At 71.4% G+C, this 13,634-nt stretch carries 13 protein-coding genes; 6 read left to right on the forward strand and 7 right to left on the reverse strand.

Annotated features, from left to right (window positions below):
* Positions 1 to 76 precede the first annotated feature (76 nt).
* Complete coding sequence (locus tag PV350_RS01605) at positions 77 to 1,291, reverse strand: MFS transporter (protein WP_499515882.1); 1,215 nt, start codon at positions 1,289 to 1,291, stop codon at positions 77 to 79.
* Between the two features lie 160 nt (positions 1,292 to 1,451).
* On the opposite strand from PV350_RS01605, the gene PV350_RS01610 reads away from it, so the two are divergent.
* Together PV350_RS01610 and PV350_RS01615 are read left to right on the forward strand one after the other, a co-directional pair.
* A complete protein-coding gene (locus PV350_RS01610) occupies positions 1,452 to 1,922 on the forward strand; it encodes a MarR family winged helix-turn-helix transcriptional regulator (protein WP_499515881.1) in 471 nt (156 codons plus the stop codon).
* 170 nt (positions 1,923 to 2,092) lie between these two features.
* The gene (locus PV350_RS01615) at positions 2,093 to 2,920 is read left to right on the forward strand and encodes an aldo/keto reductase (RefSeq protein WP_500332568.1); all 828 of its coding nucleotides are present in this window, start codon (positions 2,093 to 2,095) and stop codon (positions 2,918 to 2,920) included.
* Positions 2,921 to 2,984: 64 nt separating this feature from the next.
* Here the strand turns inward: PV350_RS01615 and PV350_RS01620 are convergent, their stop codons facing one another.
* Both PV350_RS01620 and PV350_RS01625 read right to left on the reverse strand, forming a co-directional pair.
* The gene (locus PV350_RS01620) at positions 2,985 to 3,848 is read right to left on the reverse strand and encodes an alpha/beta fold hydrolase (RefSeq protein WP_499515879.1); all 864 of its coding nucleotides are present in this window, start codon (positions 3,846 to 3,848) and stop codon (positions 2,985 to 2,987) included.
* 38 nt (positions 3,849 to 3,886) lie between these two features.
* A complete protein-coding gene (locus PV350_RS01625) occupies positions 3,887 to 4,279 on the reverse strand; it encodes a hypothetical protein (RefSeq protein WP_499515878.1) in 393 nt (130 codons plus the stop codon).
* A 239-nt stretch (positions 4,280 to 4,518) separates the two neighbouring features.
* Here PV350_RS01625 and PV350_RS01630 point away from each other — a divergent pair, with 239 nt between their 5' ends.
* On the forward strand, positions 4,519 to 6,861 hold the full coding sequence (locus PV350_RS01630; RefSeq protein ID WP_500332569.1) for an FdhF/YdeP family oxidoreductase: 2,343 nt from the start codon (positions 4,519 to 4,521) through the stop codon (positions 6,859 to 6,861).
* A 64-nt stretch (positions 6,862 to 6,925) separates the two neighbouring features.
* On the opposite strand, the gene PV350_RS01635 is transcribed toward PV350_RS01630, so the two are convergent.
* Positions 6,926 to 7,345: an SRPBCC family protein gene (locus PV350_RS01635; protein ID WP_499515876.1), complete on the reverse strand. Its 420-nt coding sequence runs from the start codon at positions 7,343 to 7,345 to the stop codon at positions 6,926 to 6,928.
* A gap of 37 nt (positions 7,346 to 7,382) precedes the next feature.
* Positions 7,383 to 8,393, reverse strand: coding sequence for an aldo/keto reductase (locus tag PV350_RS01640; protein WP_500332570.1), 1,011 nt, complete (start codon positions 8,391 to 8,393; stop codon positions 7,383 to 7,385).
* A 287-nt stretch (positions 8,394 to 8,680) separates the two neighbouring features.
* Between PV350_RS01640 and PV350_RS01645 the strand changes: the two genes are divergently transcribed.
* The 3 genes from PV350_RS01645 (at position 8,681) to PV350_RS01655 (ending at position 11,304) form a co-directional block, all read left to right on the forward strand.
* Complete coding sequence (locus tag PV350_RS01645; protein WP_500332571.1) at positions 8,681 to 9,784, forward strand: NADH:flavin oxidoreductase/NADH oxidase; 1,104 nt, start codon at positions 8,681 to 8,683, stop codon at positions 9,782 to 9,784.
* 109 nt (positions 9,785 to 9,893) lie between these two features.
* Entirely contained in the window at positions 9,894 to 10,463 is a 570-nt protein-coding gene (locus PV350_RS01650) for a GNAT family N-acetyltransferase (protein WP_500332572.1), read from the forward strand.
* Positions 10,464 to 10,779: 316 nt separating this feature from the next.
* Positions 10,780 to 11,304 (forward strand): AAA family ATPase, encoded by a 525-nt coding sequence (locus PV350_RS01655; protein ID WP_500332573.1) that lies wholly within the window; start codon positions 10,780 to 10,782, stop codon positions 11,302 to 11,304.
* Between the two features lie 32 nt (positions 11,305 to 11,336).
* Here the strand turns inward: PV350_RS01655 and tpg are convergent, their stop codons facing one another.
* On the reverse strand, positions 11,337 to 11,885 hold the full coding sequence (tpg, locus tag PV350_RS01660) for a telomere-protecting terminal protein Tpg (protein ID WP_500332578.1): 549 nt from the start codon (positions 11,883 to 11,885) through the stop codon (positions 11,337 to 11,339).
* A gap of 15 nt (positions 11,886 to 11,900) precedes the next feature.
* Positions 11,901 to 13,634: telomere-associated protein Tap (tap, locus tag PV350_RS01665; RefSeq protein WP_500332574.1), on the reverse strand; the 1,734-nt coding region annotated here is incomplete at its 5' end.

A 13,634-nucleotide genomic window follows, 5' to 3' on the forward strand; every position in this document is an offset into this window, starting at 1 on the left:
GGTGCGGGGCCGGGGCCGGGGCCGGGGCCGGGACCGGGACCGGGACCGGCGGTGCCCGTGGTCCCGGCCCCCGCGGTCAGTGCCGGGAGGTGAGGGCCGGCTGCTCGGCGGGCGCGGCCCCGGTGACGACCCGGCTGGTGCGGCCGCCGCGGCCCTTCTCCAGTGCCGCGGAGACGACCGCGAGCACGAGGGCGGAGGCGGTGAGGACGGCCCCGACGAGGTTCGGCGCGGTGTAGCCGAAGCCCGCGGCGATCACGACCCCGCCGAGCCAGGCGGACAGCGCATTGCCGAGGTTGAAGGCGCCGATGTTGACGGCCGAGGCCAGGGTGGGGGCGCCGGACGCCTGGTCCAGGACCCGCTTCTGCAGCGGCGGCACCGTTGCGAAGCCCAGGGCGCCGATGAGGAGGATCGTCACACCGGCCGTGACCTCGTTGTGGGCGGTGAGGGTGAACAGCGCCAGCACGGCGGCCAGGGAGCCCAGTGCCGTGTACAGCATCGGCATCAGGGCGCGGTCGGCGTACTTGCCGCCGACCAGGTTGCCGACGACCATGCCCGCGCCGAACAGGACCAGCAGCCAGGTGATGGAGGAGTCCGCGAACCCGGTGACCTCGGTCATCATGGGCGCAATGTAGGTGATGGCCGCGAAGACGCCGCCGAAGCCGAGCACGGTCATCGCCATGGCCAGCAGGACCTGGACGTTGCGGAAGGCGCCCAGTTCGTGGCGCAGGCGCACGCCCTGCGGCTTGGGCATGTCGGGCACCAGCTTGAGGACGCCGGCCAGGCCGACGACGCCGAGGCCCGCGACGACGAAGAAGGTCACGCGCCAGCCGGCGTTCTGACCGATGAAGGTGCCCAGCGGCACGCCGATCACGTTGGCCACGGTGAGGCCGGCGAACATCATCGAGATCGCGCGCGCCTTCTTCTCCGGGGCCACCAGGTCGGCGGCGACGACCGAGCCGATGCCGAAGAAGGCGCCGTGCGTGAACGAGGCGAGGATGCGCCCGGCCATCATCACGCCGAAGGCGGGTGCCAGGGCGGAGACCAGGTTGCCGAGCACGAACAGGCCCATGAGCAGCATGAGCATGTTCTTGCGGGAGACCTTGGTGCCGAGCAGCGTCATGATCGGCGCGCCGATCATGACGCCGAGTCCGTAGCCGGTCACGAGCAGGCCGGCGGTGGGGACGGAGACCCCGAAGTCGGAGGCGACCTCGGGCAGCAGGCCCATGATCACGAATTCGGTGGTTCCGATCCCGAAAGCCCCGATGGCGAGGGCCAGGAGCGCGAGAGGCATGGCGGAGACCTTCCAGATGTTGCAGTGGCACCTAACAAGCGAAAACAATAATTGCAGACGCGCTATAACGTCAAACGCTGGACATCTTCGGGCGGCGGCTTACCATGGCCAGTGACGACGAACAGCCTTCGCCCGCAGCCGCCGCACAAAGGGGACCTCGATGACCGCCACCGATCCGGCCCTGACCGCCCTCGCCCAGGGGTGGCACGCCCTGTCGCTCCTGCACGGACGGATCGAGGGGCGGATCGAGAAGCAGCTCCAGATTCACCACGACCTCAGCGTGCGCGAGTACTCCCTGCTCGACGTCCTCAGCCGTCAGCACGACGGGGAGGGCGGCCACCTTCAGATGCGCCAGGTCGCCGACGCCGTCGTGCTGAGCCAGTCGGCGACGACCCGCCTGGTCACCCGGCTGGAGGACCGCGGCCTGCTGGCCCGCTACCTCTGCCCCACCGACCGGCGCGGCATCTACACGGACGTGACGGAGGCCGGCCTGAAGCTGCTGGAGGAGGCCCGGCCGACGAACAACGCGGCGCTGCGCGCGGCGATGGACGACGCGGCACTCGTCCCGGAGCTCGCACCCCTGGTCAAGGCGGTGGAGGACCTGCAGGGCGCGAAGGTCCCGGCTTCCTGACCCGGCTATTCCGCGTACGAACTTATTCCGCGTTTGCAATTAACCGCGTACGCAACTAACCTGGTCGTGGAGCACGGGAAGGACGCGTCCCCCGCCCCCTCCCGGGACGTTCACCCGTCCGCACTCGCACCGGCACCCACCGCCGGGCGCGACGCGAAAGGATCTGCACCATGACCACCCCCACCCCGGACATCACGCTGAACAACGGCGTCACCATGCCGCAGCTCGGCTTCGGCGTCTTCCAGGTGCCCGACGCCGACACCGCGGCCGCCGTCACCTCGGCCCTGGAGAGCGGCTACCGCAGCATCGACACCGCGGCGATCTACGGCAACGAGGCCGGCGTAGGCCAGGCCCTCGCCGCCTCGGGCATCGCCCGTGACGAACTGTTCGTCACCACCAAGCTGTGGAACGGCGACCAGGGCTACGACAACACCCTCGCCGCCTTCGACGCCTCCCTCGCCAAGCTCGGCCTCGACCACGTGGACCTCTACCTGATCCACTGGCCGGCCCCGGCCCGCGATACCTACCTGGACACCTGGCGCGCCTTCGAGAAGATCCACGCCGAGGGCCGGGCCCGCGCCATCGGCGTCTCGAACTTCCAGCCCGCGCACCTGCAGCGGCTCATCGACAACAGCGACGTCGTGCCCGCCGTCAACCAGGTGGAGCTGCACCCCCAGCTGCAGCAGGCCGAGCTGCGCGCCTTCCACGCCCGGCACGGCATCGCCACGGAGGCGTGGAGCCCGCTCGCCCAGGGCGCCGTCCTGAAGGACCCGGTCATCACCGGCATCGCCGGCCGCCTGGGCAGGACCCCGGCCCAGGTGATCCTGCGCTGGCACCTGCAGCTCGGCAACGTGGTCATCCCCAAGTCGGTGACCCCCGAGCGGATCCGCGAGAACCTCGACGTCTTCGACTTCGCGCTCTCCGACGCCGACGTCGCGGCGATCACCGCCCTCGACAACGGCACCCGCATCGGACCGGACCCCGACGCCTTCAACTGATCGCCCGGCCACGGGCCGCGGGAGCACCCCGCGGCCCGGCGGGCGGCACCGTACGGCGCGTGCCTCAGGAAGCGGTGCGCTCCTCGATCCGCCGCAGCGCCTGCTTGAGGTACCCGGCGAAGCGCGGGTAGTTCTCGCTCATCGGGAAGTGCCCGATCTCCTTCATCTCGATGAACTCGGCCCCGCGGATCTGCTCCGCGGTACGGGCCCCGTCCTCGGGGGTGGTCAGGTAGTCGTACTCGCCGGTGAGCATGACGACCGGGCAGCGCTCCCCGTCGATCTCCCCCAGCCTGCCCCGGAGGTCGTGGTCGACGGAGTAGAAGTACAGGTCGCCCTTGAACGCCTCCGAGCCCTGGCTGTAGTAGAACCAGGTCGCCCAGCGGTCCGCGTCGGGCGACTGCGGGGCCATGAGGTCCCACACCCCGCTGGCGCAGACCTGCGCCGCGTTGGCGTGGGGGTGCTGCCACCAGTCGAGGTAGAAGCCGGGAGAGTAGTCCGCCCCCTCCACGGGGATGACCGCCTTGAAGCGGTCCGGGTGCCGCAGCGCCAGCTGCAGGGCCACGTTCCCGCCGAAGGAGGAGCCCATGAAGATCGGGTCCTCCAGACCGAGCGCGTCGCAGAACGCGGTGATGAAGGCGACGTAGTGGTCGGCGGTGAGCTTGTACTCCTCCTTCCACCACTCCTTGTTCAGCGGCGGGTCGGACTTGCCGTGGCGGGCGAGGTCGTAGGCGATGACACGGTGGTTCGCGGTGATCTCCTCGTCCTCCAGGAGGCCGCGCCACTGGTGGTTGTGGCAGCCCGCCGTGTGCTGGCACACCAGCGGCTGCCCCTGGCCGTTCTCCAGGTAGAAGACCTTGTACTGGACGTCCTCCACGTCGATCGTGACGTAGTGGCCGGTCACCGGGGAGATACGGGAGGCGGTGCTCATCTAGGGGTCCTTTCGGCGGTGCGGGGCGGAACGGTGGTTCAGCCCAGCGGGCCGGTGAGGCGGAGCAGTTCCAGCTGACGGGTGAGGCAGCGCAGGTTCTGCATGAGGACCAGCAGGTCGCCCTCCAGCCGCATGTCCCGCTGGAAGCTCGCCGCCCAGATGCCGTGGTACATCGGCTTGGGCACCGGCGAGCAGAACTCCCGCCAGGTCTCGGCACTGGCCCTGATGGCGAAGTCGTAGGCCGTGAGCGGTTCGGGATCGACGACGAGGTCCTCCACCCGGCCGCGGTGCATGCGCACCAGGAAGGCGTGCCGTTCCATGTCCAGCAGATAGGTGCAGCTGAAGTACGCCCCGTGCGCCCGCAGCTCCGCGTCGCCGTCACTGAGCCGGCGGAACTCCTCCACCGGCCCCTGCGCCGTTGCCGTCGCCATGTCCTCTCCTCGCTGACGCCGATCTTTGCGCTCAGCTAATACACCGCCGGGTGCGCACGGGCGGGGGGCACGCCGTCACGTCCCCCGCACGCACCCCGGCAAAGCGTCCGGTGGTGGCACCGCCACCCCGTACGGCGGGCCCGCGCTCCTGGTGCGCCTCAGGAGAGGACAGCGCCCCACATGCCCCCATAGGATAAAGATCATCATTAAATGCAACATTTGTCCCGAAGGTGATCGGTATGAGCGTCCAGGGCGTGAACGAGCCGATGGCACCCGGCGACGGCCGGCCCGAGGTACCGCCGACCGGCGGTGAGGGTCCCGCCGACGACAAGCGGCCCTCCCAGCACGGCTACCACCACCCCGCCGCGGGATGGGGCGCCGCCAAGAGCGTCACCCGGGTACTGCTGCGGGAACGCGCACTGGTCGACGGCCCCCGGGCGATCTTCAAGATGAACCACGAGAACGGCGGCTTCGACTGTCCCGGCTGCGCGTGGCCCGACGACACCAAGGGACTCAAGCTCGACATCTGCGAGAACGGCATCAAGCACGTCACCTGGGAGATGACGCCCAAGCGCGTGACACGGGACTTCTTCGCCGCCCACACCGTCACGGAGCTGTCGACCTGGACCGACTTCGCGCTCGAGGACCAGGGCCGACTCACCGAACCCATGGTGTACGACCCCGGCACCGACCACTACGTGCCCATCTCCTGGCAGGCCGCCTTCGATCTCGTCGGCCGCGAACTCCGCGCCCTGGACAGCCCCCACGAAGCCTCCTTCTACACCTCCGGCAGGCTCGGCAACGAGGCCACCTTCCTCTACCAGCTGATGGCCCGGGAATTCGGCACGAACAACCTGCCGGACTGCTCCAACATGTGCCACGAGGCGTCGGGCCGGGCGTTGCAGGCGTCCCTGGGCACCGGCAAGGGCACCGCCGACCTGAAGGACTGGGAGTCCGCCGAGGCACTGTTCATCATGGGCGTCAACGCGGCCTCCAACGCGCCGCGGATGCTGACCGCGCTCGCCGACGCCTACCGGCGTGGCGCCCAGATCGTGCACGTCAACCCGCTGATCGAGGCGGCTGCAACCCGGACGATCGTGCCGCACGAGATGACGGACATGGCCCTGTTCAAGTCGACCCGGACCAGCACGCTCAACCTGCAGGTCCGCGCCGGCGGCGACATGGCGCTCCTGCGGGGCATGGCCAAGGCCGTGCTGGAGCAGTCGGCCGGCGACCCCAAGGCGCTGGACCGGGAGTTCATCGAGCGCTACACGTCCGGCTTCGAGGAGTACCGCGCCCTGTGCGAGGCCACGCCCTGGGAGGAACTGGAGCACCAGTCCGGGCTGACCCGCGCCGACATCCTCAAGGCCGCGGCCGTCTACTCGCGTTCGGACCGCACCCTGATCAGCTGGTGCCTCGGCGTCAGCCAGCACGAGCACGGCGTGGACACCGTCCGCGAGATCGTCAACGTCCTGCTGCTCCGCGGCAACCTGGGGCGCGAGGGCGCCGGCCCCTCCCCCGTGCGCGGGCACAGCAACGTCCAGGGCAACCGCACGTGCGGCATCGACCACCGGCCGGCCGAGGCCTTCCTGGACCGGCTCGCCGCGGTCTGCGGCATCGACCCGCCCCGGGAGCACGGCCTGGACACGGTGGGCACCATCGCCGCCATGCACGAGGGCAGGATCAAGGTGTTCGTCGGGATGGGCGGCAACTTCGTGCTCGCCGCGCCCGACACCCCGTTCACGGCCCAGGGCCTGGCCAAGTGCGCCCTGACCGTGCACGTGAGCACCAAGCTCAACCGGAGCCACCTCGTCCACGGCAGGCAGGCACTGATCCTGCCGTGCCTGGGCCGCACCGAGAAGGACGAGCAGCGGCGCGGACTGCAGGCCACGTCCGTCGAGGACTCCATGAGCATGGTCCACCTGTCCGTCGGCATGAAGCGGCCCGCCTCGTCCCACCTGCTGTCCGAGCCGGCCATCATCGCCGGCATGGCGCGCGCCGCCCTCCCCGGCAGTGCCACGCCGTGGGAGCACTACGTCGAGGACTACGACCGGATCCGCGACACCATGGCCAAGGTCCTGGACGGGTTCGAGGACTTCAACCGTCGTGTCCGGCTCCCCCTCGGCTTCCGGATCCGCCAGCCCGCGCGCGAACTGGTCTTCTTCACGCCCTCCGGGCGTGCCGAGTTCTCCAGCGCGCCGCTGCCGGACGTGGTGCCCCGCGACGGGATGCTCGTCCTGCAGACGATGCGCTCCCACGACCAGTGGAACACGACCATCTACTCGGACGACGACCGCTACCGCGGCGTGAAGAACCTGCGCACCCTCGTCCTGATGAACCCGGCCGACATGCGGGCCCGGGACATCGAGCCCGGCACCCTCGTCGACATCACGGCGACGGCCAAGGACGGCAGCCGACGCACGCTCACCGGCTACCGCGCGCTGCCCTACGACATGCCCCGCGACTGCGCGGCCGGCTACATGCCGGAGATGAACGTGCTCATCGCCGCGAACGACTACAGCACCCAGAGCGACCAGCCGCTGATGAAGAGCGTCCGGGTCACCATCGGCCCCACCGGCTGAGGCGCCTGCCGTCACCACGACGCTCCCCCGCCACCGGACGTGACGGGGGAGCGTCGGCGCGGGTTCAGCCCGCGAGCGTGCCGTGGAGCGCTTCGAGGCCGTCGCGGTAGATGCCGGTGAACAGCTCGACCACCTCCGCCTCCCCGGCCCCGTCGGGGACGAACCGGCCGCTCCAGACGACCTCCGCGACCTCCGGCTGCCCGGGTACGGCGTGGACCCGCAGGTCGGAGACGTACCCGGTCACGGGGAAGGGCGCCTGAAGGATCGCGTACGCGTAGTGGCGCTCGGCTTCGTTGAAGGCCACCATGCGCTCGACGATCACCTCGCCGTCGGGGTTGCGGAGCCTGCGCACCCGCCCGCCCTCCAGTGGGGTGCTCTCGGGGATGAACGGGAGCCAGTCGGGCAGCGCGTGGAAGCCGCCGATCAGGTCCCAGACGCGTTCGGGCGACGCGGGCACGACTCGGCTGACCGAGGTGGACGCCATGGTCTTCCTCCTTGGCTTGTGGGGGGGGCGAGGGCGTTCAGGCGCCGTTCGGAAGCGGCGCGGCGGGGCTGACCAGGCCGGAGGCGCGCAGGTCGGACCAGAAGGCGGCCGGGACGTCCTCGTCGAGCGCGGCGATGTCCTCGGCGATGCGGCCCGGCTTGGTCGCGCCGGGGACGGCGGCGACGGCCACCGGGTGCGCGAGGGAGAACTGCAGGGCCGCCGCCTTGACGCTCACCCCGTGGCGGGCCGTGATCTCCTTGATGCGCCGTACGCGCTCGACGACCTCCGGGGGCGCGTCCTGGTACTCGAAGTGGGTGCCGCCGGCGAGGACCCCTGAGCTGTAGGGACCGCCGACGACCATGCCGACGCCCTGTTCCTGCGCCTTGGGCAGCAGCCGCTCCAGCGGGCGCGCGTGGTCCAGCAGGGTGTAGCGGCCGGCGAGCAGGAAGCCGTCGGGCTGCGGCTCGTCCAGGTCGAGGGTCAGCTCGATGGGCTCGACCCGGTTCACGCCGAGGCCCCAGGCCTTGATGACGCCCTCGTCGCGGAGCCGGGACAGCACGCGGAAGGCACCGGTGCGGGCCTCCTCGAACTTGCTCAGCCACAGGTCGCCGTGGAAGTCCTGGGCGATGTCGTGCACCCAGACGATGTCCAGGCGGTCGACGCCGAGGCGCTTCAGGCTTCCCTCGATCGACCGCTCGGTGGCGTCGGCGGTCCATTCGTGGAGCATCGCGTTCGGACGGCCGTGCTCGAACAGCCCGCCCTTCTCGCCGAGGTCGCGGGCGCCCGGCTCGGGCTCGTCCAGGATGACACGCCCGACCTTGGTGGCCAGCACGTACTCGTCGCGGGGCCGCCGCGAGAGCAGCTCGCCGAGCCGCAGCTCCGCGAGGCCCGCGCCGTAGAAGGGGGCCGTGTCGTAGAAGCGGACGCCCTGGTCCCAGGCGGCCTCCAGGGTCGCGCTCACCTCCTCTTCGGGGATGGCGCGGAACATGTTGCCGAGGGGGGCGGTACCGAAGCCGAGGCGGCCGGGGATGAGTTCCTTGAGCGACATGGTGGTGCCTTTCGACGGCCGTACGCGGGGGCGAGGTACCCCCCGCGGGGCCGGGAGATGAGGGGATTGCGCCTTACGAGGATCGACGTTACTTGCAGACGCGGACTAATGCAAACGCTTGATATCTGCGTCATCCACTTGTGGGCGATCGAACACTGCGCGCGGGATGCGGGAATTAATCAGCGCGTGCAATTATTGAGGGAGCCTGTAGGGCGCATACGCATGAGCGATGCACCGACGCGTCGCCGCGTGACCCGGCCCCGACCGCCCCCTGAGGAGACAGCTTCGTGACCACCACCTTGTTCGAGCCTTTCACCCTCCGGTCGCTGACCATTCCGAACCGGATCTGGATGGCCGCGATGTGCCAGTACAGCGCCGCGCCGGACGGCGAGCAGGCGGGCGTGCCGAACGACTGGCACTTCACGCACCTGGCGGCCCGGGCCACCGGCGGCACCGGACTGATCATCACCGAGGCCACCGCGGTCAGCCCCGAGGGCCGGATCAGCCCGTACGACCTCGGCATCTGGAACGACACCCAGGTCGAGGCCTTCCGCCGGATCACCGCCTTCCTGAAGTCCCAGGGCACCGTGCCCGGCATCCAGCTCGCCCACGCCGGCCGCAAGGCCTCCACCGAACGCACCTGGATCGACCGCGGCGCCCCCATCACCCCCGACGCCCAGCACGGCTGGACACCGGCCGGCCCCAGCGCCGTCCCGTTCGACACCGGCTCCACCACACCGGAGGAGCTCAGCACCGAGCAGATCGGCCGGATCGTGGCGGACTTCGCCGCGGCCGCCCGGCGCGCCCTGGACGCCGGGTTCCAGGTCGCCGAGATCCACGGGGCCCACGGGTACCTCATCAACCAGTTCCTGTCCCCGCACAGCAACCACCGCACCGACGCCTACGGCGGCGACTTCGCCGGCCGCACCCGCTTCGCCCTGGAGGTCGTCGACGCCGTCCGCGCCGTCTGGCCTGCCGACCTGCCGGTCTTCTTCAGGATCTCCGCGACCGACTGGCTGAGCGAGAACGCCGACGACGACCGCGAGGGCTGGACCGCCGACGACACCGTCCGCCTCGCCAAGGAGCTGCAGGCCCGGGGCGTGGACCTGATGGACGTCTCCACCGGCGGCAACGCCCCCAACGCCAGGATCGTCGCGGCTCCCGGGTACCAGGTGCCGTTCGCCGAGCGTGTCCGCAACGAGACCGGTATGCCCGTGGCGGCCGTCGGCATGATCACCGAACCCGACCAGGCGCAGGCCATCGTCGGCTCCGGTGGTGCGGACGCCGTCCTCCTCGGCCGCGAGCTGCTGCGCGACCCCTACTGGGCGCGCCACGCGGCCACCGCGCTGGGCGGGAAGGTCACCACCCCCGTCCAGTACCACCGCGCCTGACGGCCGTAACAGCCCCGTCCCCGTCGTACCGTCGTACGGCGGGGACGGCGCACGCCAGAGGCGGAAATCGCGTTGCGCGGCCTCTCCCCGCCCGGACAGCATCACCTCCGTGACCTACACGCTGCGTGAGTACACCCCGGCGGACGAGGCGTCCTGGCTGCGCTGCAGGGTGCTCTCGTTCCTGGGCACCGCCTACTACGACGACGTCGACCGCGCCAAGCCGCCGATCCCGGACCCCGGCCTGGAACTCGTCGCCGTCGACACGCCGGGGACGGTCGTCGGCATCATGGACACCATCGTCGACGCCGCCCTGGCGACCATCGACACCGTCGCGGTCCACCCCGACCACCGGCACCGCGGTCTCGGCCGGGCCCTCCTGCACCGCACACGCGCCGAGGTCCGCGAGCGGGGCGCGACGACCCTCGACGCCTGGACCCGCGACGACCCGGACACCCTCGCCTGGTACCGCGCCATGGGCTTCGCGGAGAGCGACCACTACCTGCACGTGTACGCCCACCAGTACACCGCTCCCGGCGAACCGGACCGCGCGATCCTCACCCCGCGCCCCGGCCTGCGGCTCATGGCCGCCTTCCTGCACGCGAAGCTCGAGGACGAGGCCCGCATGCGCGCGGAGTTCAGCCGCGTCCACGTGTGCCGGCGCTTCTCCATGACGACATGACCCCTCTTCGCCGGTGACAGCGGCCTGTTCCTGGTCCTGGCCTTCGCCGCCTCGCTCCTCCTCGCGCCGATAGCTGTCGTCCTGGCGCTCCACCCCAGCGGCAACATCGGCGTCCAGGTACCGGAGATGGTCGGCTTCGCCGACGGCACGCGACGTGAGGGGCCTCCTCCGTCACCAGCAGGACCGGCCGGCCCGTGGTCTGGCCTGTAGCGGGCGGGCCGGCACCGCCGGACGCGCAGCGTTGCCGCCGGACGCGCAGCGTTGCCGCCGGACGCGCAGCGTTGCCGCCGGACGCGCAGCGCTAGCATCGGGACCCATGATCGTATGGCTCAACGGCACCCACGGCGCGGGCAAGACGACGACCAGTGCGCTCCTGCAGCCGCTGATCCCGGATTCACGGGTGTTCGATGCCGAGAAGGTCGGCGAGACGCTCATGGACATCACGCCCGGGCTGCCCTCGACGGACAACTTCCAGCACTGGCCGCCGTGGCGGCCGCTCGTCGTCGAGACCGCCCGCCGGGTGCTCGAATACACCGGCGGCACCCTGGTGATGCCCATGACCGTCCTGGTCGAGCGGTACTGGCGCGAGATCAGCTCGGGTCTTGCCGAGCATGCCATCCCGGTCCGGCACTTCGTCCTCCACGCCGACCAGGACACCCTCCGCGCGCGCATCGCGGACGACTCCGTGATCGGCCCCGACTCCCCGTTCCGTCTCCGATATCTCGAGCCCTACGCCGAGGCGGCCCGCACCTGGCTGCACGACGAGGCCGAGGTCGTCGACACCACGCACCTCACGCCCGTACAGGCCGCCCAGCGGATCGCGGAGGCCGTCAAGGGCTGAGGTGCGGCGCGCACGCGCTCGGCCGTCGACGCTCAGAAGTCGAACTCGACGTAGTCGATGTCGGTGAAGTCGACCTGGAGTCCCTGCGCGCGGCGGCCGCGGTCCTTGAAGTAGACCTCCTGGAGGCCCTCCGCCGCGATGGCGCGCAGTTGGTCCTCGCCGGCGCCCGCGGAACGGGCGGTGAAGAGACGGGCGGCGTAGTCGGGGGGAAGGGCCTGGGTGACGAGGCGGACGCGGGCGTCGTCGGTGGAGCCGGGGGCGGCCGTGAAGCCGAAGCGGGCGCGGGTCTCGATCACGATGCCGCCGGTGGTGGCCGCGTGGCGGCGGGCGCGTTCACGGACGCGGGGCTGCCACCGTCTGCGGACCTCGTCCTCGAGACGGCCGGCCAGGTCCTTGCGGGGACGCTTGATCTCGCCCGTGAGGTAGCGCTCGACGGTGCGCTGCGAGACGCCGAGCAGGGCCGCGACGGCCCTGGTGCCCTTCTCCTGCTTCACCAGGAAGCGCATCTGGGCCTGCGCCGACTTGGGCACGGGCCGTGTGAGGGTCTTCGCCGTGGCCTTGTCGAGGCCGTCGCCGAGCATGCCCACCGGGCTCTCCTACTCTCCGTCGAGTGCGGCGTCGCCGCCCTTGATGTGGCGGGCGGGGTTGTGGCCGTCCTCGAGCAACTCCACCGCCCACATGAGGGGTTGGGTGCCCTCGTGCTTGACCATGCCGGGTGAGACCCCGAGCCGGAAACCGCCGGGCAGCGGCTTGCCCTCGGGCGTGCGCGGCAGGAAGTCCAGCGGGCCGGGGCCGTCGGACAGGTACACGGCGCAGTCGGAGAGCACCGCCACCGGGAAGAGGCCCACCGCCGCGAACCTGACCATCTTGCGGTGCATGTTGACGCGCGCGGTGGCGATGACGGCGGCGCGGATGTCGGGGCGCCACGTGGGCCGGTCGAGGGCGGGCCAGCGCTCCCCCGGACGGTAGCCGGCGCCCTGGGGGCGTTCGCGGAGCTTGCCGATGCCGCCCTTGACGGTGGCCTTGACGGCCGAGAGGAGGCCGGCGCGGGCCGGGTCGGCCTGCTTGTGGTGTTCCATCGCGGCGAGGAATTCGGCCTCCGGCATGCCGGAGACGACGCCGAGTTCGGCCATGGTGGTCATGTAGGCGTCACGCAGGCGGCCGTACCAGGCGTCGAGGTACGCGCCGTGCTCGGGGCGGACGTAGGCCTCCGTCGGGCGCACGTCGTGGCCGAGCTCGACCGCGTACGCCACGGTGGGGGTGGCGTACCAGGCGGGGCCCTCGGGGCGGGTCCCGTCGGGGGTGAACGGGTTCGGCAGGCGCGGGTCGACGTCGATGTGCGAGAGGTCGACGAGCCAGGACCCGGGCAGCGCCTTGTCGAACTCCGGGGCGTGGACGTGGACGGCGGCGCCGAGGCCCACGTTCAGGCGGTTCGCGGCGGCGGCGAACGCCATGTTGACGTCGATCCCGACGGCGTACTTCCGGGCGCACTCGTCGTCGGTGAGCAGTTGCGGGTCCCGGGTCCACTCGAAGGCCTCCTCGTCGAGGACCTCTTCCGGGGTGCGGCGGTGCCCGCGCGCGAACAGCGAGGCCACGACGGGGTGTTCGTCGGGGGCCTCGGGAGGTGCCGGGTCCACGGGCTGCGCGAGGGCACCGGGGTTCGGAGCCGGGACCCAGGTGCCGGTCGCCTGGTCCCTGACGGCGCGGGTCGGCGGGCGCAGGGCGGTCATCAGCTCCAGGCCGCTCACGGCGGTGGAGCCGCGTGGGGTGATGACGCGGTGCGCGTAGTCCGCGAGCAGTTGGGCGAGCTCGGGGGGCGGCAGGTGCTCGGCGTCGCCCCAGGAGCGGCTGTCGAGGGCGCCCCAGGGCAGGACGGCGAGTTGTACGCACTGACGCCTGCCGTCCTGCGCCGGACGGTACACGCGGGCCCAGGGGCCGAATCCGCGGCGGGTGAGCTGCCACTTGGCGCGGGCGATCTGCCTGACGACCTTGTGGTCGGGGGGCAGGCGCAGGGCCCTGCGGTCCTCCAGGACGGCGGGCAGGCCGAGGCGTTCGGCGGCCGGGGCGGTGAGGACGATCAGCGGGTCCGCGTCCTTGCCGTTGCGGTGCAGGCGCGGCGCACCGAGCCTCGCTTCGGTGAGCGTCCACGCGACGAGCGAGGGGACGTCGGTCGCCGGGCAAGGCAGCACGAGGCCGCCGGCGCAGTAGGCGGTGCCGTCGCCGTCCAGCACGGCGAGCGGGCCATGGGCGAAACGCGGATCCGCCGCGGCGGGCACGGGCTCCGCTTCCTTGCGCGCGGGGGCGTGCGCCGGGCGCGCGGCGGGTCCGGG

It is taken from the genome of Streptomyces sp. PA03-6a (assembly GCF_033792765.1).
Classification (GTDB): Bacteria; Actinomycetota; Actinomycetes; order Streptomycetales; family Streptomycetaceae; genus Actinacidiphila.